Genomic DNA, 23961 nt, shown 5'->3' with positions numbered 1-23961 from the left:
TGGAAATATTATTTGGGTTAAACGTGAATAAAAATAGCTAAAATAAATGCATTACAAAATGAAATCTTGTTTATCCTTATGAAGTTCTTTCAAAAACTTTTTTTAGCTAATATTTTTGTGCTTAAATATATAAGGATAAAATTATCCTTTTTTAACGAACTTTTCTTTGTCTAATTAAGTAAAAAAGTACCAATTTTGCATTCTCTTAATTTAAACCAAATTGTTCTGAGCCTGTTTAAAGCAGTAACCTTATTTAATTAATTAGAAAAGTTTAGATAAAATGAGTCATAAAGTGCCTGTGGCCAATAAGATTAAAACCGATTTACACGAAATTTTAGAAGTTCGTAATTTAACAGATTCAACTTTTGTTATGCGTTTTGAGCGCAAGGGACTGGAGTTTGAAGCTGGTCAGCATATATGTGTAGGACCACCTAATGGAATTCATACTCGGGAATATTCAATATATAGTGCCGAAAATGATGATTATATTGAAATACTGGTGAAGGAAGTTGAAAATGGGTTGGTTTCGCCAAGCCTGAAGAAACTTCAGAAAGGTGGCTTTGTTGTGGTAGAAGAACCTGTAGGTTATTTTACAATCAATAACAAACTGCCAAAGAATCAGAAATACGTATTTATTGCCAGTGGTACCGGAGTTTCACCTTTTCATAGTTTTGTCTTATCAAAACCTGAGATTGATTATACTTTGTTGCATGGTGTAAAATATGGGTCGGAAGGATATGAGTCAGAAACATACGACAAAAAGCGTTATGTAAAGTGTACATCGCGTGAGGGAACAGGTAACTATTATGGAAGGGTTACTGATTACCTGAAAGAAAACAAATTCGGTAAGGATGTTCAGTATTTCTTGTGTGGGAATTGCAATATGATACATGATGTGTATGATATATTGGAAGAGCAGGGGGTAAGTACCGATAACATTCACGCAGAAGTTTATTTTTAACAAATTAAAGCTAGTAGCCAGCAGCTAACAGCTAGAAGCTAATATGATGAAGTACCATTTAGTGACATTGGGATGTCAGATGAATATGTCTGACAGTGAAAGAGTGAGAAATGTGCTGGAAGGCATGGGTTATCAATGGGTAGAAAATGAAGAAGAGGCTAATATTATTGGTATTCTTGCTTGTTCAGTTCGACAGAAAGCCATAGACAAGGTGTATTCAAAAATAGCACTTTGGAATAAACGCAAGCAATCGCAGAACCTGATTACATTTATTAGCGGATGTATTTTACCTGCTGATGAAGAGAAGTTTCTGAAGCTTTTTGATATCGTATTTGCCATGCGCGAGCTTCCTAAGTTTCCGCAAATGTTATCGCAATATGGTATAACCACACCTGCCGGACTGGAAAAAGAAAATCTGAATCCAAAAGAAGAAATTAACTTTTTCTGGAAGGTTAAACCCAAGTATAACAGTTCTTTTGAAGCTTTTATACCAATTCAAAATGGTTGTGATAAGTTCTGTTCGTTTTGTGCAGTTCCTTATACTCGTGGCAGAGAAGTAAGTCGTCCATCGGTGGAAATCATAAGCGAGGTAAGAAGTCTTGTTGAGAAAGGATACAAGTCGATTACTTTGTTAGGACAAAATGTAAACTCATATGGGCTGGATAAAAAAGGTGCAGAAATCAACTTTGCACAGTTGCTTGAGGAGATAGGTAAGATTGGTGAATCAACTCAGCATCGTTTCTGGGTATATTTTACCTCTCCGCATCCGCGTGATATGGGACGTGAAGTGATTGAAGTAATTGCTAAATACAAATGCCTTGGAAAGCAGATTCATCTTCCTATTCAATCGGGAGATGATAAGGTGTTGATTAAGATGAACCGTAAACATTCGGTTAAAAAGTATCGCGAATCGATAGAAGCTATTCGTGAACTGATACCACAGGCAACCTTGTTTACCGATATTATTGTTGGTTTTTCAGGTGAAACGGAAGAGCAGTTTCAGAATACACGCAAGGCCATGCGAGAGTTTGAATACAATATGGCTTACATTGCCATGTATTCGAAACGTCCGGGGGCGGCATCATATAGCTGGCCCGATGATGTGGATCATAAGATAAAGAAAGAGCGTTTAGCTTTATTGACTGAAGACTTGGCAGAAGTTTCAGGTAAATACAATCGAAATATGGTGGATAAGGAATTCATCATTCTGGTGCGCGATACCGATCGTAAGAGTGGCTACTTAAGTGGTCAGACTGAAGGTAAGATCACCGTTCGATTTGCATCAGAAGATAAGAGTTTGATTGGTCAGTTTGTAAAAGTAAAAATTACATCGGCAACAAATTTTTCAGTGGAAGGCGAGTTGGTTGAAGTAGAAAGTTTGCAGGAGGTATAATGTTTCAGTTAGCAAAGAAAAGGGTAGGTTTTAAGACTTTGGGCTGTCGGTTAAATCAGTTTGAAACCGATGCGATGGCATCGAAATTTGTGGCTATGGGCTACGATGTGGTAGAAGACAGCAAAGATACCGATGTGTTTGTGGTGAATACCTGTACCGTTACTAACCAAAGCGATCAAAAATCGCGGTATGCAGTTAATCATGCGTTGAAGAATGGTCATAACGGAATGCTGATTATAACCGGCTGTATGGCCAATCATCATAAAGAGGCTTTGGAAGAACTGTATCCCAATGCCTATGTGGTGGATAACGAAAACAAAAGTGCTATTCCTCAATTGGTGCAGGCTCATTTTAATAAAGAGATTGTTCCTGCAAATACTACACAAGGTGGCGTTTTTAACTATGCGCCAGCATCTGAGACATTTCATACGCGCAGTATGATCAAGATTCAGGATGGGTGTGATAACTTCTGTACTTTCTGTATTATTCCCAAAGTAAGAGGAAGAGCTACCAGTCGGCCAGTAGAGGATATTCTGAAGAATATTACAGAAGTGGTTGGTTTTGGCTATAAAGAAGTTGTGATAACCGGTGTGAATATTAGCCGTTATGAGCACGAAGGAGTCAAATTCTCAGGGCTTCTGGCAAAAATACTGGATCTGCCATTTGATTTCAGGGTGCGTATTTCATCCATTGAACCTGATGGTTTCGACGATGAGTTTTTTGCTTTATTGACACATCCTAAAATGACGCCTCATTTGCATTTGTGCTTACAAAGTGCTTCTGAATCTGTTTTGTTGCAGATGCGAAGAATGTACACCTATCGTTCGTACAAACAGATTGTTCAGCGCCTGAGAGAAATTGATCCGAAATTTAATATTACAACAGATATTATTGTTGGCTTTCCGGGTGAATCTGAAGAGGATTTTCAGGCTTCATTAGATTCGGTTGATCAGATTGGTTTTAGCCATGTGCATACTTTCAAATACTCAAAAAGGGATAACACCCGGGCTGCCCGAATGACCAATGTGATTCCGGAAAAAGTTAAGTCGGATAGGAGTGAACAACTACGACATAAGACTGCGGAGGCCAAAAGAAATTACCGCCAACAGTTTATTGGATCAGAGCAAACTGTTTTGGTTGAAAAGATTGATAAAAGAGGCTTTGCTCATGGTTATGGTGAATATTATGTTCCGGTTCAGTTTAAAGCTGATGAGGTCAAGAAGAATAGCTTTTACAAAGTGAAGCTAACAGGTTTAACAGATTCTAGGGAAGAGCCTGTCTTGATTGGACAATTGATTGATTAGACGATTGGCTGATTATTCAATTAGTCGATTTTCAATGTGACAATTAATCAATTTTCAGTAAAGCAATTGATGTATTATTAATTTGTTTAATTGTTGGGTTAAAAGATAATTTTCAGAGCTATTCTTTTAAACATAAGGTTTAGATCATTACTTATTAAGCGCATATTTAGCTTTGCTGATTTTTAAATTTTGACTACGTCGATCTTCGATTCACCAATTGATGTTCCGCTAATGCGGAACAATTTGTGTTAATTAGTGAAATTTGTGGTTGATTATATTTAAAGACCGTTCTTTATATGCTTAGATGAAAGAGAGCACTTTTACCTACAATATTATTTAGCAAAATAAGTCCTAAACTCATGCTCAAAGTTGGGCGTAAAAACATTTTTACCCAAATTCTCATTGATCTCGTCTATCGACCAGAAACGTAGTTCATCTACTTCGGTTTCAGCTTTTTTGAATGGACCTTTATGGTTAGTTTTGAAAAGAAATACCAACTCATGTTCTATTTCGCTTTTCCATAAATAGGGCTTTAGTCCTTCAGCTTTGAATTGCTGCAAACCAATTTCTTCAAAAGTCTCTTTTTGCAGAGCTTGCTCAATATTTTCGCCTGCACTTACATGACCACCAACTGCTGTATCCCATTTGCCGGGCTGAACCAGCTTATTCATAGGTCGCTTTTGTAATAGTAGTTTTCCATCATTAAAAACATGTAAATGAACCACCGGGTGTAATAGTTTTGATCCATTATGAACCACTGATCGGGGAGCAGAACCCAATACCTGGCCTTTTTCATTCACCAAAGGCAACCATTCTTCTTTTTGTAGCTTTGGAGCTTGTTTCTTTTTCGTGTACCATTCAAAAGCAAAGAAAATACCCATCACAACAAACATTCCGGCACCATTTATAAAACTCCATACCTCTTTTATCTCAACAAATGAAGAAGCAATGGCAGCCCAAGAATATACCAGCATCACCCAAAAGATACGTTTCATGCTTTGTTGCATTTCCCAAACCTGGTATGGATTCATCTGTATCTGCTTCATATAACGTTGGCTCATCTGAAGAAGAATATTGTGTTTCGAAAAAGAGGAAAAGCCTATCATACCCGTCATTAAAAGACTGATGATTCCGGGTTTCAATTTAAAAAATATCTCGTTATCCAAAGCGATAGAAACAGCCCCGAGTGCAACAAGTAACCCAACATCAAGTATTACAAACCGGTCTGTTTTTCGTTCTTTAATATAGCTGTATGCCAACTCGATTATTCCTACTGCAATAGCAATAATTAAACCATAGAGAGTTCCCCATATTTCATCAACTACAATAAAAATAATGATGGGTAAAAAGCCGGGCAGGAGTCGTTTGATGAGGTCGAGTCTGTTCATATTTTGATTGTTTGCTGCGAAGATAGCTGTTTGTTATAGATTTTCTATCAATCTGTCAATTTGGCTGCTATTACCCTCTGCTTCCAAACTTTTTTGGGGTGCTACCTAACTTTTACCCCTTGCTACGTTGCTTTTTTGTGGTGATACCTTATCATTTGTCATAATTTCGGTGCTTTTATTCGCTGTTACCTCACTTCTAACGTGTACTAGACTGTTTTTAGTTATTGCTAAACAACTTTAGAACATTACTTCCACAGTTTTGAATCTTTGCTACTTAGGTTGGACGTCATTACTACTGTAGTTTGTTCCGTTGCTATACTACGTTATACTCTGCAATAATGGTTATTGATTATAAGTGTTGATAATATTAATATATTGTTTATTTTAGAATTGCAATGTTTGACCACTTATCAACTAACTTATGGGTATACTAAAAGAAATACCGGAATTATTGCAGGAAGGTGTTATCACTGATGAAACAGCAAAACGTATTCAGGATTACTATAAAAGCAAAAAAAGTTCCTCAACCAATAAACTTTTTATTGTTTTTGGTGTCTTGGGTGCTATATTGGTTGGACTTGGGCTTATTCTGATCATCGCTCATAACTGGGATGAGCTTTCGAGAATGACAAAAACCATATTTGCTTTTCTTCCTCTTATTATCGGTCAGTATTTGAGCGGATGGGTTATTCTAAAGAAAAGGGATAGTATTGCATGGCGAGAAAGTGTAAGTGCTTTTTTGTTTTTCGCTGTTGGAGCAAGTATCTCACTGGTGAGTCAGATATACAATATTCCGGGTAATTTAAGTTCATTTTTGCTTACATGGATGTTGTTGTGTATTCCACTGATTTATCTGATGAAATCTTCGGTTGCATCATTGCTTTGTTTGGCTGGAATTACCTATTATGCTGCAGAAACCAGTTACTGGACTTATCCGTCGTCAGATTCATACATGTATTGGGTGTCATTACTATTAATAATGCCTCATTATTATCATTTGTATCGGAAAAAGCCAACGAGTAATTTTATGGTTTTTCATAATTGGATCATTCCTTTATCGCTGGTTATCATTCTTGGTACACTGGCTGAAAAATTCGATGAGTTAATGTATATAGCATATATTGTCTTATTTGGCATTTTTAGTCTGATTGGTGACAGGGAATTCATTTCTAAGCAAAGATTATTAAGTAATGGCTATAGCGTTATGGGGAGCTTAGGTAGTATTATTATATTATTGATGTTGAGTTTTAACTGGTTTTGGGATCATCTGAGGACGACTGAAGTTTTGATGAATGAATTGGTACGCTCGAACGAATTTCTCTCAATTATAGTTTTGATTGCCTTAGCATTGGTGATGCTATTCTATCGAAAAAGAGAATTGACGATTGAAAACATGAATCCATTCTCGTTTATATTTCTTTTGTTGATACCAACTTATATTATTGGATTGAATTCTTCGGTAGCGATTATCCTGATTAATTTATTTGTATTGGGTTTAGGTATTTTAATTATTCTTCAGGGAGCTCAAAAAAATCATTTTGGAATATTGAATTATGGATTGCTAATCATTACCGCATTGGTTGTTTGTCGGTTCTTTGATTCGGATCTGAGTTTTGTTTTGAGAGGTGTGTTATTTGTTATAGTGGGAGTGGGCTTTTTTGCTTCAAATTATGTAATGCTGAAAAAAAGGAAATCTAATGAATAGGAAAAGTATAATATTGCCCCTTTTTATTCTGGTAGCATTGGTACAATTGTTTGTACCCTCTAAAATGATTTGGGACAGAGAAGCAATTTTAAGAGAAGGAACAGAAATTAAACTAAAAACAGCACCAATCGATCCTAATGATCCGTTCAGAGGAAAATATATTGTATTGGATTATGAAGAAAATAGCATCAAGAAAGACAGTACAGAAAGTTGGAGTCGGGGAGATGAGGTATTTGTTTATTTTAGCATGGATAAGGATGGATTTGCTAAGATAGAATCGGTTTCCAGAGCAATAATTGATGATAATCAACTGTTTGTGAAGGCAACTATTGGTAATCGTATTTGGAATGACACAGCAATGATACGGGTGGATTACGATTTTAATCGTTTTTATATGGAGGAATCTAAAGCCAAAAATGCTGAGATTGTTCATCGTGAGGCATTAAACGACACCAGTAAAATATCATACGCTCTTGTAAGTATTATGAATGGGGATGCGGTGGTGAAAGACGTTTTTATTGATGATGTTTCTGTCCATGAACTGGCTAAAGAAGATAATTAGGTATAGTTGAAAATATGTTTGATTGGCATAATTGATAGTTATTCGACTCCTCTGGAGTCGAGTGTTGAGTTGATCATATATTCTATAAATATATGATGCCTCTGGCATCAATAAAAGTCTTTAAAATTGGATGAACAGAAGCTTATGTTAGATTTTGATTAAAGGAATACTTACTGTTTTGAACTCCTTACGAGTTACGCATTTGTAGAAAGGGAATGCTTTTAATGGCTCAAATGGAGTTAATTCTTCGAACATTTTATAAATATATAATATCTCTGGTATTATTAGCTTTTTTGTAGATTGAAATTAAAGGGAATCTATACAAGGGAAATTATTGACTTTGAACTCCAGAGGAGTTCTATATCTATAGAAAAAGTTGTAATTTAAAAAACGACTCCAGCGGAGTCGAATATATACACCAAACCTACATTACCATGGCCAATACCTATTCTCAAATCTACATTCAGATTGTATTTGCCATACAAAACAGAGAAGCTTCCATCCAGTCGGAATGGGAAGCTGAATTACACAAATATATCTCAGGTATTGTAAAAGAAAAAGGGCAGAAAATGCTATCCATTAATGGAACAGATAATCATATCCATTTTCTAATTGGAATGAAGCCTTCCTGTTGTTTATCAGATCTGGTAAGAGAAATCAAAAAATCATCCACAAATTTTATAGAAGATAAAGGATTTAGTAGTTATAAGTTTAAATGGCAGGAGGGATTTGGGGCTTTTTCTTATGGTCAATCTCAGTTAGATGCGGTGATCAAGTATATCGAGAATCAGAAGGTCCATCATAACAAGAGTAGTTTTAAAGATGAATACGTCAAATTATTGAAGTTATTTAATGTTGAATTTAAGGATAAATTTGTTTGATTGGCATGGTAAATAGATATTCGACTCCGCTGGAGTCGGCTGTTGTATTGGATGGATATTCTATAAATATATGATGCCTCTGGTATCAATTATTTGAGCAATAGATTTATGGTTATAAAGTGGTTTTTTGAGATGAACTCCAGAGGAGTTCCATCTTTATAGCGAGATAATATGATGCTATCAACGACTCCAGCGGAGTCGTACCTATAAAACAAGAAAACCGAAGATAAGCATCTCCGGTTTTAAAATTCATTCGACTATATGGATGTTTATGAATTGTTGCGTTCGTATACAAACCAGTAGGCTGCACCCACAAATAAGGCACCACCAACAATATTACCCAGGGTAACCGGAATCAGATTATTTACCACAAAGCTTGTCCAGGTAACATCAGCTCCATAAAAAATAGCTGTAGGTATAAAAAACATATTGGCTATCGAGTGCTCAAATCCCATTGCCACAAAGGCCATAACCGGGAACCAAATTCCTAATATCTTACCCGAAATATCTTTGGCACCATATGAAAGCCACATGGCCAGCGCAACCATCCAGTTACAGCCAATACCTTTTAAAAAGGCTTTGTAAAACGGATTAGCTGTTTTTGCTTCAGCAATGCCTCTGATGCTTTCTAACCAGGGATCTTTAGCAAATAAATCAGTTAAATAAGCAAAACACAGAGCAACAATGATTGAACCAATAAAATTGCCAAGATAGACTAACGACCAGTTTTTTAAGATGGATTGAAAGTTTGTTTTACCCTGAAACCATGAAGGAATAAAATAAGCCGTATTACCAGTGAAAAGATCGGCTCCGGCAATAGCAACTAAGATGAGTCCCAATGGGAAAACGGCCCCAAATAAGAACTTCTGAATACCTGGATTGGAAGCCTCTAATCCGGGAAGTCCACCACCTACTACCACAGCAAGTAATCCTCCCATGGCAATATAACCTCCGGCAAGAATGGCTAATACAATGGTATTTGCGACTGATGTATTGGTTTTTGTCTCGGCTACTTTATTAACAACCGATACAATTTCTTTTGAGTTATAGTAGTTCATTTTTTATAATGCTTTGCTAAAAACAAAAAAGTTTGATCCTTTTCTTAGTTAATTATTACTTCCTTAAAATACTGCTTGAATATTTGGTAGGCAGTTTCCAATTGTTCAGGAGTATTGGATGGAACGCCTTCCAGTTCGTATTTCCAGCCCAGGTGATCATATTTATGAGCTCCCAGGTGATGATATGGCTGTATTTCCAGCTTTTCAATGTTTTCGTATCCACCAAAGTGTTCTCCCAGTTGTTTCAGATCTTTCAGATCGTCGCTGTATCCGGGTACCAAAACATAACGTAACCAAACAGGTTTATTTATTTCGTTAAGGTATTCAGCCAGTTTAAGTGTTTTATCATTGCTTTGTCCAACCAATGCGCGATGACGCTCTTCATTCATCTGCTTGATGTCGAGCAGAACAATATCGATATATTCCAGGGCTTCCTTTACAAAGTCATTAAGAACACTACCGTTGGTATCAACACAAATATGAAAACCTTCTGCCTTTAACGCTTTTAAAACCGGTATTAATTCCTTAGCCTGAAGCAAGGGTTCACCACCTGAAAAGGTTAAACCACCTTTTTTACCAAAGAAAGGTTGTTGGTTTATAGCCATGCTTACAATCTCTTCAGCCGAAGTAGGTTTGCCTCCTTTACATTCAATGGTATCAGGATTGGCACAGTACAAACATTTAAAATTACAGCCCTGCAAAAAAACCACAAGACGAATTCCGGGACCATCATAAGTCCCCAACGATTCAAATGAATGAACGTTTAACATGGCGTTAGTTTAAAAAGGTAAATAAGAGAAGAAGGCAGAAGCTACATAGCAACTGCCTCCTGTATATTGATCATTTGCCTGCTACATGCGATCGAAGAAGCTTCTTGAAATCACTTCCAATTGTTGCTCACGTGTAAGTTTTACAAAGTTAACAGCGTAACCCGATACACGAATGGTCAACTGAGGATATTCTCCCGGATTTTCCATTGCATCTTCCAAAAGTTCGCGGTTCAACACGTTTACATTTAAGTGATGTGCTTCTTTTGAGAAGTAGGCATCCATCATGGTAACAAGGTTCTCACGACGAACATTTTCGTCAGCACCTAATGATTTAGGCACAATGCTGAAGGTATTTGAAATACCATCCAATGCATTTTTATAGTCTAACTTAGCCACTGAGTTTAACGATGCAATGGCTCCGTTTTTATCACGACCATGCATTGGGTTGGCTCCTGGTGCAAATGGCACACCATGTGCTCGACCATCAGGCGTAGCACCTGTTTTCAATCCGTAAACCACGTTTGAAGTAATGGTTAATATCGACATGGTAGGCTCAGCATTTTTATATACACCTAGCTCTGATAATAAGCTATTGAAATACCCTGATACTTCTACCGCCAGATTGTCTACACGATCATCGTCGTTACCATAACAAGGGAAATCACCTTCGATTTTGAAGTCGGTACTTAAACCTTGTTCGTTACGAACCACTTTTACTTTAGCATGCTTAATAGCCGATAAGGAGTCTGCTACAATTGACAAACCGGCGATTCCATAAGCCAGGTTGATACGTGGATTGGTATCAACAAATGCCATCTGAGCTTTTTCGTAGTAATATTTATCGTGCATGTAATGGATGATGTTCATCGACTCGTTGTAAACACGAGCAACTTCTTTCATGGCAATTTTGTAATTAGCCATTATTTCGTCAAAGTCAAGAACATCACTTTTCAAAGCAGGAACACCTTCAATCATTTGTTTACCCGACATCTCACAACGTCCGCCATTGATTGCTAATAATAAGGTTTTAGCAAGGTTGGTACGGGCTCCAAAGAACTGGATGTGTTTACCAATTTCCTGGAACGAAACACAACAAGCAATACCGTAGTCATCTGATTTACGTGTGCTTTGCATCAAATCATCGTTTTCGTACTGAATTGATGATGTATCGATTGATACCTGAGCACAGAAGTTCTTAAAGTTTTCAGGCAAAGTGTTTGACCAAAGTACAGTCATGTTAGGCTCCGGAGAAGGACCTAAGTTGTATAATGTTTGTAGAAAACGGAAAGATGTTTTGGTAATCTTGTGACGACCGTCCATTAAACGTCCACCGATAGCTTCAGTTACCCAGGTTGGGTCGCCGGCAAAAATTTCATTATATGCATTCATACGCAGGTGACGAACCATACGTAATTTCATTACAAACTGATCGATAAATTCCTGAGCGCGTTCTTCAGTAATTGTTCCATTTTGTAGATCGTACTCAATATAAATGTCAAGGAATGATGAAACATTACCCAATGACATGGCAGCACCGTCTTGCTCTTTTACAGCTGCAAGATAAGCCATATAAACCCATTGAACAGCTTCCTGTGCTGATTCTGCAGGACGACTTAAATCCAAGCCATATTTGGTACCTAGTTCTTTAATTTGAGCCAAAGCTTTGATCTGCTCAGCTACCTCTTCGCGCAAACGGATTTTATCATCGGTCATAGGGCCTAATAATCCACGCAGATCTTCTTTTTTAGCCTCAATTAAACGGTCGATACCATATAAGGCCAAACGACGATAATCACCAATAATACGACCGCGTGCATAATTATCAGGTAGTCCGGTTAAGAATCCTAATGAACGGAACTTACGTATTTCATCAGTATATACATCAAATACACCATCATTGTGTGTTTTAGCATAATTACGGAAAATATCTTTAACGCGATCTGAAACCTCCAAACCTTGTTCACTACAGGCTTTTTCTACCACTGCAATACCTCCGTAAGGCTTCATGGCACGTTTTAAAAGCTCGTCTGTTTGAAGACCAACGATCAATTCAAGATCTTTTTGGATATAACCAGCATCAAAAGCGGTGATGTTTGATACAATTTCTGTATCGATTGAACGCACTCCGTTATTTTCGGTTTCTTCCTTAATAGCCTCCTTACAAAGATCCCATAATTTTTGGGTTCTTTCTGTTGGACCACATAAGAAAGAACTGTCTCCTTCATAAGGGGTGATGTTCATTTGAACAAAGTTTCTTACGTTAATTTCTTTGTTCCAAAGTCCATCTCTGAACATGTCTTTAATCTTGCTCATGATTAATTGATATTTACCTTTTATATAATATGCTATATAATTTCTAGCGATGTTTCGGGTGCAAAGTAAATAGCAAAAAATTAAATTTTCAACGCTATAAAAGACTTTTAAGTCTTATTTAAGAGGTTGGAATTCAGACATTCTAAATAATGATCATATTCAAGATTCTTATATGCCGAAAATGAAAATGCCTGATATCAATGAAGTTGAATAGGTGCTATGTGGAGATTGCAATATAAAACTTTAAATTGTAATGTGAAGATTACAACCTTATTTAGAATGATTGCTTCCAAAATATTTAACAAACATTAACATGTTTTGCAGCAGATTTTTGTCTTTTGCGATGATTTTTCAGGATGTATTTAAAATAAAAAGGCACTCTTATGAGTGCCTTAAGTATCTGAATAGATGGAATATTATTACAAATTGTTCAAATAATCCGTTACGTTCTTTTCAACACGACTTACAACAGTTGAAACATCGGCCTTTTCGAATTTATCACCTGTAATACTTTCATATAATTCAATGTATCGTTCAGAAATCTGATCAACAAACTCGTCTGGAATTTCTGGTAAAACATCACCTTTGCGTCCCTGGAAGTTGTTTTCCATTAACCATTCACGTACAAATTCTTTAGAAAGTTGCTTTTGGTTTTCACCTTTATCAAAACGTTCCTGATAACCGTCGGCATAGAAATAACGGGATGAGTCAGGTGTATGGATTTCATCAATCAGGTAAATCTGTCCATCTTTTTTACCAAACTCATATTTGGTATCTACCAAAATCAATCCTTTTTCTTTGGCAATTTCACTACCACGCTTGAAAAGTGCCAATGAGATTCTCTCCAATTCAATATAATCTTCTTCTGAAACTAATCCTTGTTTCAAAATTTCTTCACGCGTGATATTTTCGTCGTGTGCTCCTAATTCAGCTTTGGTAGTAGGTGTTAGAATTGGTTCAGGAAATGCCTGGTGTTCCTTTAAGCCTTCAGGAAGCGGTACACCACAAATTTCACGTCCACCATCTTTGTATAAACGCCATGAGCTACCGGTAAGATATCCACGAACAATCATTTCTACTGCAAAAGGCTCACACATATGACCAACTGTAACGTTAGGATCGGGAGTGGCAATTTTCCAGTTAGGTACGATATCAGCAGTTGCATCTAAAAATTTAGCTGCAATTTGGTTCAACACTTGTCCTTTGTAAGGAATTCCTTTAGGAAGAACAACATCAAATGCAGAAAGACGGTCAGAAACAACCATTACTAAATAATCGTCGTTGATGTTATAAACATCTCGAACTTTTCCTTTGTAAACACTCTTTTGACCAGGAAACTGATAGTCGGTCTTAATAATTGCTTTACTCATTTTATAGTAGATATTTGATATTTGTTTTTATTTCTTGTCGTCTTCTTTTTGTTTTTTATCATATGCTTCAACAATATCCTGCACTAATTGGTGTCGCACAATGTCCTTTTTATTGAATTCAATGATAGCAATCCGATCAATTCCCTTAAGTATTTTCATACCTTGTATCAAGCCCGAACTGCGAGGGTTAGGTAAGTCAATCTGAGTTACATCACCCGTTACAATAAACTTGGCATAAGCACCCATACGGGTAAGAAACATCTTAAGTTGGTTATTTGTTGTGTTCTGGGCTTCATCTAATATTACGCAGGCATCATTTAGTGTACGTCCACGCATAAACGCCAGTGGTGCAATCTGTATAGTGCCGTTTTCCATGTATTCTTTTAGTCGGGTAGGAGGAATCATATCCTGCAGAGCATCGTACAAAGGTTGTAAGTACGGATCAATCTTCTCTTTCATATCACCCGGTAAAAAACCCAGTTTTTCACCGGCTTCAACAGCTGGTCGACTTAAAATGATTCTTCTGACCTGTCTGTTCTTAAGAGCAGCTACTGCTAAAGCAATGGCCGTATAGGTTTTACCCGAACCTGCCGGACCAATGGCAAATAATAAATCGTTATTCTTAAACGACTTTACTAATTTATCCTGGTTTTCTGTTCTTGCTTTAATAGGTCTTCCGCTGATGCCATAAAGGATAATATCGCTGTCGCTCTTAGCTTCAGTTATACTATCGCCTTCAAGTATTTCGGAGATAGTAGCTTCTTTTAAAACATTGTATTGATTGTAATGCTCAATCAGATTATTGATTTTTTCTTCGAAATCAGCCATTTCTTCAGCATCCCCAATGGCTTTTAACCAATTGCCCCGGGCAACAATCTTTAGTTTTGGGAACCTGTTTTTAATGAGTTCTAGTTTCGCATTTTTTACACCTAAAAACTCTACCAAATCGACTGATTCGAGATAAATCAATTTTTCAATCATATAAAGGTCAATATTCCGTCATTTACTCTAATGCAAAGTAACAACAATTTTTACATTTCTCTTCTTTCAAAATACCCCAAATGAAAGCAAAAGTTAAATTGAACAAATAGATAGACTATAATTTAAAATGACCTCAAGTTTCCGATATATTTGTACTATTATTAATCATCGAAGGCTTTTAAACATTATGAGTAATAACACACATGAATTAACCCTGGTTGCGTTTAAAGAATTATTGGAAATAATGGATGAATTGCGCAGTAAGTGTCCCTGGGATAAAGAGCAAACGAATGAATCGTTGCGCACATTAACCATTGAGGAGACATACGAATTAGCGGATGCTATTATCAAAAAAGATCCGAAGCTGATTAAGAAGGAACTGGGAGACGTGCTATTACACATTGTGTTTTATGCTAAAATAGGTGCAGAAACCCATGATTTTACAATGAAGGAGGTAATAGAAGCTTTAAATGAAAAGCTGATTTATCGACATCCGCATATTTTTGGCGAAGTAAAAGTAGATGATGCACGTGAAGTTGAAGAAAACTGGGAAAAGCTTAAACTTAAAGAAAAAGATGGTAATAAATCTGTTTTGTCGGGTGTGCCAATGAGTTTACCTGCTATGGTGAAAGCTAACAGAATACAGGACAAGGCCCGTGGAGTTGGATTTGACTGGGAACATAAAGAACAAGTTTGGGATAAGGTTCATGAAGAATTGGGAGAGTTGAAAGTTGAAATTGATCAGATGGATCAGGATAAAATTGAAGCTGAGTTTGGTGATTTATTGTTTTCCATTATCAATGCGGCCCGTCTCTATGGCGTAAATCCTGAAAATGCATTGGAAAGAACCAATCGTAAATTTATTCTCCGATTTAATTATCTGGAGGAAAAAACTATCAAAGCCGGACTCGATTTAAAGGCAATGTCTCTTGAAGAAATGGATAAGATCTGGAATGAAGCAAAAAAAATAGATAAGGTATAACTGATTGTTTTATAGTGGTTAAGTAGGTTTCTGGCAGGATGTCCTGTTAATAATTGTTAAGTTTTGGCATGGAGTTTGGATAGATCTAACAAAGCTAATGCATTAAGCCTGATAACATGTCTAACTTAAAACTAGAAGCCATGAAAGCGAAACAATTAATATACACGGTATTGATAGGAACCTTTATTTTTATTTCGGGCAATAATATTTTTGGACAGGAGAAAAGATCATCCAGAACATCCAGAAATGAGGTAAGGTCAAGTGATAACAACAGAACACGGGTTAAACGTCAGTCTACTCAGACAAATAACAAATCAACTAGTTATGTGAAGAATAACAAAAACAATCAGAAATACAAAAAAGTAAACAATAGTAACAAAAAACACCATTATCAGTATGTAGAAGATCATTGTCATGCCGGATGCAATGTTCCTGGACACCATTCAACAACTGTGCATGTTCATCGTAATGGTTACAATCATCCGAAGCATCATAACCACTATGTGTATTTGCAAAGGCTTCCATCAACCCATTATATTAGTTTTGTGATAGGTTATGATACTTATTATCATTGCCAAGGTAGATTTTATACTTACTTGCCAGGTAGAGGATACATTGAGGCTGAAGTGCAGCTGCCAACCGTTAGATATGCACCTAGTCATTGTTCAGTAAGAGGTTATAATGGTTATAATTATCTGTATAGAGATGGTTACTATTACATACCTTATGAGCGTGGTTATTACAGAGTGAGAGATCATTCACCGGAGGTAGTTTGCAGAATTAGAAATTGACATTAAAACAGGCAATAAATTGTTAAACCCGTCATCTTTTTGACGGGTTTTTGTTTTTATAATGTTAAGATTTAGATTTTCTGATAAATATCACCTTTACAATTAATAAGAAGAATGTATTTTTGCAGCTTCAATTTTTGAAGAGAGTAATTTAGAAACTTTTAGAGTAGCTATTAATGGAGTTGAACACAACCAAAAAATTCAAAACAGACTTAGAGATTGCCCAATCGGCACAAATGCAGCATATTTCAAAAATTGCTGCAAAGCTTAATATTGATCCGGATGAATTAGAAATGTACGGTAAATATAAAGCTAAACTACCGTTGAGTTTAATCGATGAAGAAAAAGTGAAGGAGAATAAGTTGATTTTGGTAACTGCTCTAACACCAACACCTGCTGGAGAAGGTAAAACAACTGTTTCCATTGGGCTTACCGAGGGATTAAATAAAATAGGCAAGCAGGCAACTGCTGTTTTGCGCGAACCTTCGTTAGGACCCGTATTTGGAATTAAAGGTGGTGCAGCAGGAGGAGGTTATTCTCAGGTTGTTCCAATGGAAGATATCAATTTGCATTTTACAGGTGATTTTTCTGCCATTGAAAAAGCAAATAATCTTTTGGCTGCATTAATTGATAATAATATTCAAAGCAAGACACGTAATTTAAATATTGATCCGCGTACTATTGTTTGGAAACGTGTTATTGATATGAATGATAGAGCTTTGCGTGATATTACCATCGGTCTGGGAGGAACAGCAAATGGTATTCCCCGACAGGATGGGTTTAATATTACGGCAGCATCGGAGGTGATGGCAATACTTTGTATGGCAACCAGTTTGGATGATCTTAAAGAGCGATTAGGAAATATATTTGTTGGTTTTACATTCGATAAGAAACCAATCTATGCCAGGGATTTAAATGCACAAGGTCCTATGGCTTTACTATTAAAAGAAGCAATAAAACCAAATCTGGTGCAAACACTCGAAGGAAATCCGGCCATTATTCATGGAGGACCTTTTGCAAACATTGCACAGGGTACTAATACAATTTTGGCTACTAAAATGGGCCTATCATTATCTGATTATGTGGTTACAGAAGCTGGATTTGGTGCAGATTTGGGTGCAGAGAAGTTTCTTAATATTAAATCAGTTGCAGGAGATCTGAAGCCGAATACCATGGTTATTGTGGCAACCATTAGGGCACTGCGTCATCATGGTGGAGCTGTTAAAGAAGAATACGATACCCCAAGCAGAGAAAAGGTGGAAGCTGGTTTTGCCAACCTGGAGAAACATATCGAAAATGCGTTTAAATTTGGATTAAAGCCTGTTGTGGCCATCAATAATTTTGTATCCGACAGTGAAGAAGAGATTGCTTTGGTAAAGTGCCGTTGTAAAGAAATGGGTGTTGAAGCTGTTATCAGTCAAGGTTGGGGATTAGGTGGCGATGGCACCTTGGAATTGGCACAGGCTGTTGTTAGGGCTATTGAAGAAGGGGAGAGTGATTTTAAGCCACTTTATGATCATCAATCCTCTGTAATTGAAAAAATAGAAACTATTGCCCGTGAAATATATGGTGCTGATGGTGTTGATTTTTCGAAAGAGGCATTAGCAGATATTAAGAAAATTGAAACTCTGGGATTAGATAAGTTACCAGTTTGTATGGCTAAAACTCAAAAATCTTTCTCAGATAATGAAAGCTTAATTGGTCGTCCTAAAGGATTTAAAGTTACCGTAAGAGAATTTGAGTTTGCAGCCGGAGCGGGGTTTATAATTCCTATTCTGGGTAAAATGATGCGTATGCCAGGTCTACCTGCGGTTCCTGCAGCAGAAGGAATGGATATTAACTCTGAAGGAGTTATCTCAGGTTTGTCATAACAATACAATGTATTTAATAAATACAAAAGGCTATCCAATGGGTAGCCTTTTGATTTTTAGGCAACTAGTTCTTTGTGTTTGAGTATTAAATGTTAATTAAAGTGTAAATATGTATATTATTTGTAAATAATCTTTTATATATTTATGGCGGAAACAACCTAAACATACTATGATGTATAAATCTACCTTCACAGCTAATAGGCTAAATGTCTATTTTATATCCTATTATGTAGCAGCTGTTATACTTTCTTATTATTCGATTGAAACGGGTTTAATGGCTATCGCAATAGGTATTGCTGCAATGACTTATTCTGCTGGTATCGAATTGGATGTAGGAAACAATCGATACAGAAACTTTTCAAAGGTATTAGGCTATACAATGGGGGGTTGGAGACACTTGCCAGCCATAAAGTATGTTTCAGTTGTGAGGTATTTATCGGTTAGCGAAGGAGATAGTGGAGAAGCTGATACAAGTGATTACTTATACAAGTTAGTATTGGCTGTGGATGATCATAAGCGGGTGATTAAACTTTGCTCATTTAATAAAGAAAAAGCATTAGATGAAGCAATGAAAATTGGTGAGAACCTTGATTTAAAGGTATATGATTGTACAACTCCTGAAAGAAAATGGATTAGATAATTCAGTAGCATTAAATAAAAATCCCCACTAACAAATGTTAATGGGGATTTTAAGTAGTAGTATAAATGATTATAGTATGTTACTTAATTTAATGCCACAGTAAATCGTTCTTGGATTCATTGGGCCATAAACATAACCCGGATCACGGTTGATACCTGAATCAAAATCATCCTGGTAAGAATTAAATATGTTCTTAACACCTCCAAACAGTTTAAAAGGTAATCCTCCAATATTTATTTTATATTCAGCTTTAAAGCCCAGATCGAAAAAGGTAGGTGTTGTTCTGATTGTACCAACTATACCTTCTTCTTCTGTAATGATGTTATCCTGCGCCGTAAAGTTTTCACCATAATAAGCTACTTTCATTTTACCTGTATAAGTTCCGGTTGTTATCAGGCAAAGTTTTGGAAATACATCATAATCAAAAGAAAAGAATCCATAATTGCCAGGGGTACGAAGAAAGTCTTTTTCGTTTAATTCCTGTTCTGATCCAAAGGTGCTTGACTGAATAGTGTAACCAGCTCTGAAGTAAACTTTGTTAATAGGAGATATGGTTGCTTCAAAATTAACTCCTTGCACTGTAGCTCCATTTTCATCATTGCTTCTAATATAGGTTGTTACGCCTGTTTGTTCGTCATATTCTGGTGTAGAAGCAAAAGCATCATTAAGTTTGGTGTAAAAGCCTTCTGCTAGTAAACCAATATTCCATGTACCCATTGTCTTATTGAAATCAAAAGAAGTCATGTAACTGTGGCTTGTTTCCTGTTTTAGGTCCGCTTCATTGGCATATACTACTTTTCGTGATCCGGATGTTTCAATATGAAGATCTTCATCAAATACCTGTGGAGCACGATATCCCTGAGAATAACTGGCTCTCCATTGTAGTGAAGGTGAGATGTGCCACAATACATTCATTCGCGGACTAAAAACTTTTCCACTATTGTTACCGTCTTTATGCTCTATGTCAGTAATTTTATATTGATCGAATCTTGCACCAACTGATACTTTTACATTACCAATCTTTCTGTCATATTGAGCAAAAACTCCATAAATTGATTTCTTCTGATCCGTAATTTGAGTATTAGGTACATGTTCACCTGTTTCCAAATCAAGATACCCTAATTTCTTATCATCCATCACATCATTAACCGCTTCAATACCCGATATAATTGAATTATTACCAAAATCAGTTTTGAATTGTGTACCTATGTTGTAGGTTAGTCCGTTGGTATGACCATAATCGGATAAACTTTGCTCGGCACCATAATAAGAGGCTCTGATAACATTTTGTGCAGATCCGTATACCGACCACACGCTTCCTGTACCAACAAAGCGTTCATAGGTTAGGGCAGTAGTGGTTATTTTGTGTTCAACAGCTTCTGATATATCAGCTTCGTGATTTGGATAGTCAAATTTATTACCACCTCGACGTTCTTCATTCATTCGCATAAAATCCAAAGTAATTTTACTTCTGTAATCGATGCGATGGTTTAAACGGGCACCAAACGTAAGGTTGTCAATTTGTGAGATTTCAGAATAGCCATCTCCGTTGGAATCAAACGGATCTTTGTCTCGATAAAATCCAAATAATGCCAAACCGGTTTTTTTATCTTCACTAACAATTGTTGCATTTAAGTTAACTGAGTAATCAGATGCTGCTCCACCATCGGACCCGACTCCAACTGAGCTGTATTGTGTACCTATATTATAAGAATTGGATAGTGGATCTTTGGTAATTAGATTAATGGTACCTGCTATGGCATTACTTCCATATAATGCGGATCCACCACCTCTTATTACCTCAATTCGATCTATCATGCTGGAAGGCATCAGTTCAAGACCATAAACACCAGCCAGATTACTAAAGATGGCTCTGTTGTTTATTAATACCTGCGAATGCGCTCCATCCATACCATTCATTCGAACTTGAGTAAATCCGCAATTCTGACAATTATTTTCCAATCGTAAACCAGGAACATAATTCAGTCCTTCGCCAATTGATATAGTCTCCGTGTTTTCAAGTAGTTTAGGAGTTACAGTATTAACAATCATTGAGGCATCAGTACGCTTGGTTTCTTTTCTGTCGGCGGTTACTACTACCTGCTCAATACCTAACACATCTTCTTCCAGGTTGAATGTTATATTGTTGGTTTTACCTGCTTCAAACTGAATTAGTTTTTCAACTGGTTTATATCCAAGGGCCTGAGCTTTTACAATAAATTCTCCCTGTGGTACAAGGTTTAATTCAAATAAACCATTCAGATCTGAAACAGCACCCAAAGTGGTATTGCTGATTGAAACCGTTGCAAATGCCAAAGGTTCGCCTTTTGATGTTATGGTTCCTTTAAGATTACAAATAGGTTCGGGTGGGGCGGCCTGTGCCTTTACACTAGAAATATTAATAGAAAATAGGGACAATATGACCATAGCAAGGCCATACAAATAGTTGGTTTTCATTTTGTAGTGAATTATGGTGGAATATTTTAATTTTTCGTATTACTAAATAAGGTTTAGCATACTGGAGGGCCTCTGTGGGATAGACAATTAAAATGTAAAGAAAGATTTAATCCCGAACCAGACGGTTCGAAAGTTATCTTGAATTGAAAAGGAACTTCAGCAACTAATGGGTTTATATCAGAATTACATAAAAGTTGCTGTTGCTCGTAAAAACTAAACTCGCAATCACTATGAGAGTGATTGCCTCCATTAGGATGAGCATGGTGGAAGATTTTTCCACTGGCTGTTTTGTGTGAATGAAAAAAGAGAGCATTATTTACAACCTGCAGGGTAAACGCCACGACAAGCAGGATACTTATTCGTTTCAGCAGATTTAAGTATGTGTTGTACTCTTTTTTCATCAATACAAAAATGAAAAATTTCTTTAATACAACAAATCCCTATAAATAGGGATTTTTATGAGAACATACACTTTTAACGAAAATTAAATAAACCACTATGGACTGCAAGTCCATAGTTTTGGGGATGAACAGAATGACTGAAAGTCATTCTTGCGCTATTCGAGGATGAAGTTTGATCCATCTTGGTCTTCTGGTTTTCGATGATGTTCCAAATATTCATTTACCATCTGGTCTGTAATATTTCCAGAGCTCCAACATCCAAAGCCAATTGCCCAAAAGTGTCTACCCCAGTATCGTTTATTCAAGGATGGAAATTCTTGCTGAAGTTTGCGAGAAGTTCTTCCCTTTAACTTTCGCACTAACTCACTAATACTTTGTGATGGACGATAATTGATATGCATATGAATGTGATCGGATGAGACAACACCTTTTAATATCAACACATCTTCTGCTTCACATATTTGCATTAATATTTTTCGACACCTTACTTTAATATCACCTTGTAGAACTGGATAGCGATATTTGGTCGACCAAACTATATGAACTGTCATCTCTGAAACGGTATGTCCATTACTGCGCTGCACCATGACATAAAAATAACATTTTTAGAAGCTAAAGCGATATGCACTAAAGTGCATAGTTTTAACTACTATTGAGACCAATAAAAAAATAGGGGCTGAAATTAAAAAAGGCTGTCCATTTTTTTATTGGACAGCCTTTTATATTGTGTTAGATGTGTTGTTTAAAACTGCAATTCCATCTGTAATCTGGTAATAATTTGATCTCTTCCAGCCATTTTATCACGAAAAGTAACATCTCCTTGAAACTTAAAATTGTGACCAATTATGTATTTACTAACACCCAAAGTATAGTCGGTCATCTCATCGTGAAAGTCAATTTCTTTAGGTTTTGTAAATGAATAACGTCCCGATAGCTCCCAGTTGTTCTTAAAAACATATCCGGTTTGAATGTTGGCACCATATCCGGTATAGAATGCGGCTTCAACATCACCGTTGTCATTATAAACGAATTTTTTAGCATCATCAGTCACAGATCTGTTGGCAGCTTCAATCATAAGCGAGTAACCACGATATTTTAATAGAAAGTCACCTCCGATGTTTAATAAATCAGCTTCACCACCTATTACTTTTCCAACCTGACCTCTGTCTTTATATGAATGTGAATTGAAGTTGGTATAAGCTGCAATAGCAATCTTAGGTGTTTCTTCCCGGTTCAAATCTGCCGATTTATAGTCACCTTTAGATTTAAATTCGCCTAATGGTTGAACTTCAATTTGTCCGGTCAAACTTAGACCAGGTGCGTATTCATTGTTTCTGATTCCGTCACCCGACGTGAAAGCCCAGCGATCAGCAACAATAGTTTTACCAATCATAAATTTGTGGTGAAACTGAACACCAATATCCCTGTCAATATTATAATTGTCGTTAAATATTGAACGATCAACCATTTGCAAATTTGCAGATGACACAACGCGTTCCCTGTTTCCAGGTAGTTTGCCCTGGCCAAACCATAATTCAATGTTGTTCTTTTTGTATTTGAAGATGGCATCTCTCACATATCCACCCATAACATCATATTCAATTTTATAAACCAGGCTAGGATTTAGAAAGTATCCATCAAACTTCAAACGAGAACGTTTAACCCATGCTTTGTTTGCAAATTCAGCAGCCTCTGATTCGTTACTGTAAGTGTTAACAAAGTCCCATCTGGTTTGAATACGAGTGGTGAACTTTAAATAAAAAAGGTCATTTTCCGATTTGAATTGAATACCCTTGCCAACCTGTGCAGATACATCTGTCTTTGTTTGTGCCTCAGAAGTGGTAATACATACCACAACCATTAGAACACTTAATAGTAAAATTCTTTTCATTTTTCCTCCAATAAATGATGAAATATTCTTTAAGCCCCAATTCCCAATAAGGCTTAATTTTTTACAAAGTCAAGAGATAGGTAATAGAATGAGGGTGTCCAAAAAGTGATTCTGCAAATAAGGAATCTTTCAAATTGTAACTTTACATTCATTATACCCCACCAAACCTCCCCTATAAGGGAGGCTTAAGTCCCCTTCAGGGGATTTAGGGGTGACATAAAATGATATTTTATTACAAATTG

At 36.5% G+C, this 23961-nt stretch carries 20 protein-coding genes; 10 read left to right on the top strand and 10 right to left on the bottom strand.

All coding sequences use genetic code 11. From position 1 onward, the window contains the following. Positions 1–280: 280 nt before the first annotated feature. From ACRD62_RS19415 to mtaB, 3 genes are read left to right on the top strand one after another with little or no spacing between them, the layout of a single operon-like run. On the top strand, positions 281–961 hold the full coding sequence (locus ACRD62_RS19415) for an FAD-binding oxidoreductase (protein WP_430821779.1): 681 nt from the start codon (positions 281–283) through the stop codon (positions 959–961). A gap of 46 nt (positions 962–1007) precedes the next feature. After that, positions 1008–2354, top strand: coding sequence for a tRNA (N6-isopentenyl adenosine(37)-C2)-methylthiotransferase MiaB (gene miaB / locus ACRD62_RS19410; RefSeq protein ID WP_430821778.1), 1347 nt, complete (start codon positions 1008–1010; stop codon positions 2352–2354). Continuing rightward, positions 2354–3658, top strand: coding sequence for a tRNA (N(6)-L-threonylcarbamoyladenosine(37)-C(2))-methylthiotransferase MtaB (mtaB, locus tag ACRD62_RS19405; RefSeq protein ID WP_430821777.1), 1305 nt, complete (start codon positions 2354–2356; stop codon positions 3656–3658). Before miaB ends, mtaB begins: the two co-directional genes overlap by 1 nt. A gap of 332 nt (positions 3659–3990) precedes the next feature. Here mtaB and ACRD62_RS19400 read toward each other — a convergent pair whose 3' ends face one another. After that, positions 3991–5046, bottom strand: coding sequence for an NUDIX domain-containing protein (locus ACRD62_RS19400; RefSeq protein ID WP_430821776.1), 1056 nt, complete (start codon positions 5044–5046; stop codon positions 3991–3993). Between the two features lie 421 nt (positions 5047–5467). On the opposite strand from ACRD62_RS19400, the gene ACRD62_RS19395 reads away from it, so the two are divergent. From ACRD62_RS19395 to tnpA (ACRD62_RS19385), 3 genes are all read left to right on the top strand, one after another. Continuing rightward, on the top strand, positions 5468–6751 hold the full coding sequence (locus ACRD62_RS19395; protein ID WP_430821775.1) for a DUF2157 domain-containing protein: 1284 nt from the start codon (positions 5468–5470) through the stop codon (positions 6749–6751). Then, positions 6744–7313: a GDYXXLXY domain-containing protein gene (locus ACRD62_RS19390; RefSeq protein ID WP_430821774.1), complete on the top strand. Its 570-nt coding sequence runs from the start codon at positions 6744–6746 to the stop codon at positions 7311–7313. Before ACRD62_RS19395 ends, ACRD62_RS19390 begins: the two co-directional genes overlap by 8 nt. 434 nt (positions 7314–7747) lie before the next feature. After that, the gene (gene tnpA / locus ACRD62_RS19385) at positions 7748–8194 is read left to right on the top strand and encodes an IS200/IS605 family transposase (RefSeq protein WP_430821773.1); all 447 of its coding nucleotides are present in this window, start codon (positions 7748–7750) and stop codon (positions 8192–8194) included. A 269-nt stretch (positions 8195–8463) separates the two neighbouring features. Here tnpA (ACRD62_RS19385) and ACRD62_RS19380 read toward each other — a convergent pair whose 3' ends face one another. From ACRD62_RS19380 to ACRD62_RS19360, 5 genes are all read right to left on the bottom strand, one after another. Further along, entirely contained in the window at positions 8464–9252 is a 789-nt protein-coding gene (locus tag ACRD62_RS19380; protein WP_430821772.1) for a formate/nitrite transporter family protein, read from the bottom strand. A 44-nt stretch (positions 9253–9296) separates the two neighbouring features. After that, positions 9297–10022: a pyruvate formate-lyase-activating protein gene (gene pflA, locus ACRD62_RS19375; RefSeq protein ID WP_430821771.1), complete on the bottom strand. Its 726-nt coding sequence runs from the start codon at positions 10020–10022 to the stop codon at positions 9297–9299. Positions 10023–10103: 81 nt separating this feature from the next. Further along, entirely contained in the window at positions 10104–12335 is a 2232-nt protein-coding gene (gene pflB, locus ACRD62_RS19370; RefSeq protein ID WP_430821769.1) for a formate C-acetyltransferase, read from the bottom strand. Positions 12336–12754: 419 nt separating this feature from the next. Next, on the bottom strand, positions 12755–13705 hold the full coding sequence (locus ACRD62_RS19365) for a phosphoribosylaminoimidazolesuccinocarboxamide synthase (RefSeq protein WP_430821768.1): 951 nt from the start codon (positions 13703–13705) through the stop codon (positions 12755–12757). Between the two features lie 27 nt (positions 13706–13732). Then, positions 13733–14686, bottom strand: a complete 954-nt coding sequence (locus tag ACRD62_RS19360; RefSeq protein WP_430821767.1) for a PhoH family protein — start codon at positions 14684–14686, stop codon at positions 13733–13735. Positions 14687–14873: 187 nt separating this feature from the next. On the opposite strand from ACRD62_RS19360, the gene mazG reads away from it, so the two are divergent. From mazG to ACRD62_RS19340, 4 genes are all read left to right on the top strand, one after another. Beyond that, a complete protein-coding gene (gene mazG, locus ACRD62_RS19355; protein WP_430821766.1) occupies positions 14874–15668 on the top strand; it encodes a nucleoside triphosphate pyrophosphohydrolase in 795 nt (264 codons plus the stop codon). A 140-nt stretch (positions 15669–15808) separates the two neighbouring features. Next, a complete protein-coding gene (locus tag ACRD62_RS19350) occupies positions 15809–16459 on the top strand; it encodes a hypothetical protein (protein WP_430821765.1) in 651 nt (216 codons plus the stop codon). A gap of 176 nt (positions 16460–16635) precedes the next feature. After that, positions 16636–18330, top strand: a complete 1695-nt coding sequence (locus tag ACRD62_RS19345) for a formate--tetrahydrofolate ligase (RefSeq protein WP_430821763.1) — start codon at positions 16636–16638, stop codon at positions 18328–18330. A gap of 172 nt (positions 18331–18502) precedes the next feature. Then, positions 18503–18970: a hypothetical protein gene (locus tag ACRD62_RS19340; protein WP_430821762.1), complete on the top strand. Its 468-nt coding sequence runs from the start codon at positions 18503–18505 to the stop codon at positions 18968–18970. 69 nt (positions 18971–19039) lie between these two features. Here the strand turns inward: ACRD62_RS19340 and ACRD62_RS19335 are convergent, their stop codons facing one another. The 4 genes from ACRD62_RS19335 to ACRD62_RS19325 all read right to left on the bottom strand — a co-directional run bounded on the left by ACRD62_RS19335 (position 19040) and on the right by ACRD62_RS19325 (position 23719). Next, positions 19040–21427, bottom strand: a complete 2388-nt coding sequence (locus ACRD62_RS19335; RefSeq protein ID WP_430821761.1) for a TonB-dependent receptor — start codon at positions 21425–21427, stop codon at positions 19040–19042. 53 nt (positions 21428–21480) lie between these two features. Continuing rightward, entirely contained in the window at positions 21481–21828 is a 348-nt protein-coding gene (locus tag ACRD62_RS22575; protein WP_489672251.1) for a hypothetical protein, read from the bottom strand. A gap of 155 nt (positions 21829–21983) precedes the next feature. After that, complete coding sequence (tnpA, locus tag ACRD62_RS19330) at positions 21984–22415, bottom strand: IS200/IS605 family transposase (RefSeq protein WP_430821760.1); 432 nt, start codon at positions 22413–22415, stop codon at positions 21984–21986. A 155-nt stretch (positions 22416–22570) separates the two neighbouring features. Continuing rightward, positions 22571–23719, bottom strand: a complete 1149-nt coding sequence (locus ACRD62_RS19325; protein WP_430821759.1) for a hypothetical protein — start codon at positions 23717–23719, stop codon at positions 22571–22573. Positions 23720–23961: the final 242 nt, after the last annotated feature.

It is taken from the genome of Carboxylicivirga caseinilyticus, assembly GCF_050589785.1.
GTDB lineage: Bacteria > Bacteroidota > Bacteroidia > Bacteroidales > Marinilabiliaceae > Carboxylicivirga > Carboxylicivirga caseinilyticus.
Note: the sequence above shows the minus strand (reverse complement) of the source record. Positions and strands in the feature narration are given on the sequence as shown.

What these genes read in the sequence shown, in the direction of transcription:
- ACRD62_RS19335 (WP_430821761.1), bottom strand. Translation starts at nt 21,427, where the DNA reads ATGAAAACCAACTATTTGTATGGCCTTGCTATGGTCATATTGTCCCTA.
- ACRD62_RS19340 (WP_430821762.1), top strand. Translation starts at nt 18,503, where the DNA reads ATGTATAAATCTACCTTCACAGCTAATAGGCTAAATGTCTATTTTATA.
- mtaB (WP_430821777.1), top strand. Translation starts at nt 2,354, where the DNA reads ATGTTTCAGTTAGCAAAGAAAAGGGTAGGTTTTAAGACTTTGGGCTGT.
- pflA (WP_430821771.1), bottom strand. Translation starts at nt 10,022, where the DNA reads ATGTTAAACGTTCATTCATTTGAATCGTTGGGGACTTATGATGGTCCC.
- tnpA (WP_430821773.1), top strand. Translation starts at nt 7,748, where the DNA reads ATGGCCAATACCTATTCTCAAATCTACATTCAGATTGTATTTGCCATA.
- miaB (WP_430821778.1), top strand. Translation starts at nt 1,008, where the DNA reads ATGAAGTACCATTTAGTGACATTGGGATGTCAGATGAATATGTCTGAC.
- ACRD62_RS19415 (WP_430821779.1), top strand. Translation starts at nt 281, where the DNA reads ATGAGTCATAAAGTGCCTGTGGCCAATAAGATTAAAACCGATTTACAC.
- ACRD62_RS22575 (WP_489672251.1), bottom strand. Translation starts at nt 21,828, where the DNA reads ATGAAAAAAGAGTACAACACATACTTAAATCTGCTGAAACGAATAAGT.
- ACRD62_RS19395 (WP_430821775.1), top strand. Translation starts at nt 5,468, where the DNA reads ATGGGTATACTAAAAGAAATACCGGAATTATTGCAGGAAGGTGTTATC.
- ACRD62_RS19325 (WP_430821759.1), bottom strand. Translation starts at nt 23,719, where the DNA reads ATGAAAAGAATTTTACTATTAAGTGTTCTAATGGTTGTGGTATGTATT.
- ACRD62_RS19390 (WP_430821774.1), top strand. Translation starts at nt 6,744, where the DNA reads ATGAATAGGAAAAGTATAATATTGCCCCTTTTTATTCTGGTAGCATTG.
- ACRD62_RS19360 (WP_430821767.1), bottom strand. Translation starts at nt 14,686, where the DNA reads ATGATTGAAAAATTGATTTATCTCGAATCAGTCGATTTGGTAGAGTTT.
- ACRD62_RS19400 (WP_430821776.1), bottom strand. Translation starts at nt 5,046, where the DNA reads ATGAACAGACTCGACCTCATCAAACGACTCCTGCCCGGCTTTTTACCC.
- ACRD62_RS19365 (WP_430821768.1), bottom strand. Translation starts at nt 13,705, where the DNA reads ATGAGTAAAGCAATTATTAAGACCGACTATCAGTTTCCTGGTCAAAAG.
- pflB (WP_430821769.1), bottom strand. Translation starts at nt 12,335, where the DNA reads ATGAGCAAGATTAAAGACATGTTCAGAGATGGACTTTGGAACAAAGAA.
- mazG (WP_430821766.1), top strand. Translation starts at nt 14,874, where the DNA reads ATGAGTAATAACACACATGAATTAACCCTGGTTGCGTTTAAAGAATTA.
- ACRD62_RS19350 (WP_430821765.1), top strand. Translation starts at nt 15,809, where the DNA reads ATGAAAGCGAAACAATTAATATACACGGTATTGATAGGAACCTTTATT.
- ACRD62_RS19380 (WP_430821772.1), bottom strand. Translation starts at nt 9,252, where the DNA reads ATGAACTACTATAACTCAAAAGAAATTGTATCGGTTGTTAATAAAGTA.
- ACRD62_RS19345 (WP_430821763.1), top strand. Translation starts at nt 16,636, where the DNA reads ATGGAGTTGAACACAACCAAAAAATTCAAAACAGACTTAGAGATTGCC.
- tnpA (WP_430821760.1), bottom strand. Translation starts at nt 22,415, where the DNA reads ATGGTGCAGCGCAGTAATGGACATACCGTTTCAGAGATGACAGTTCAT.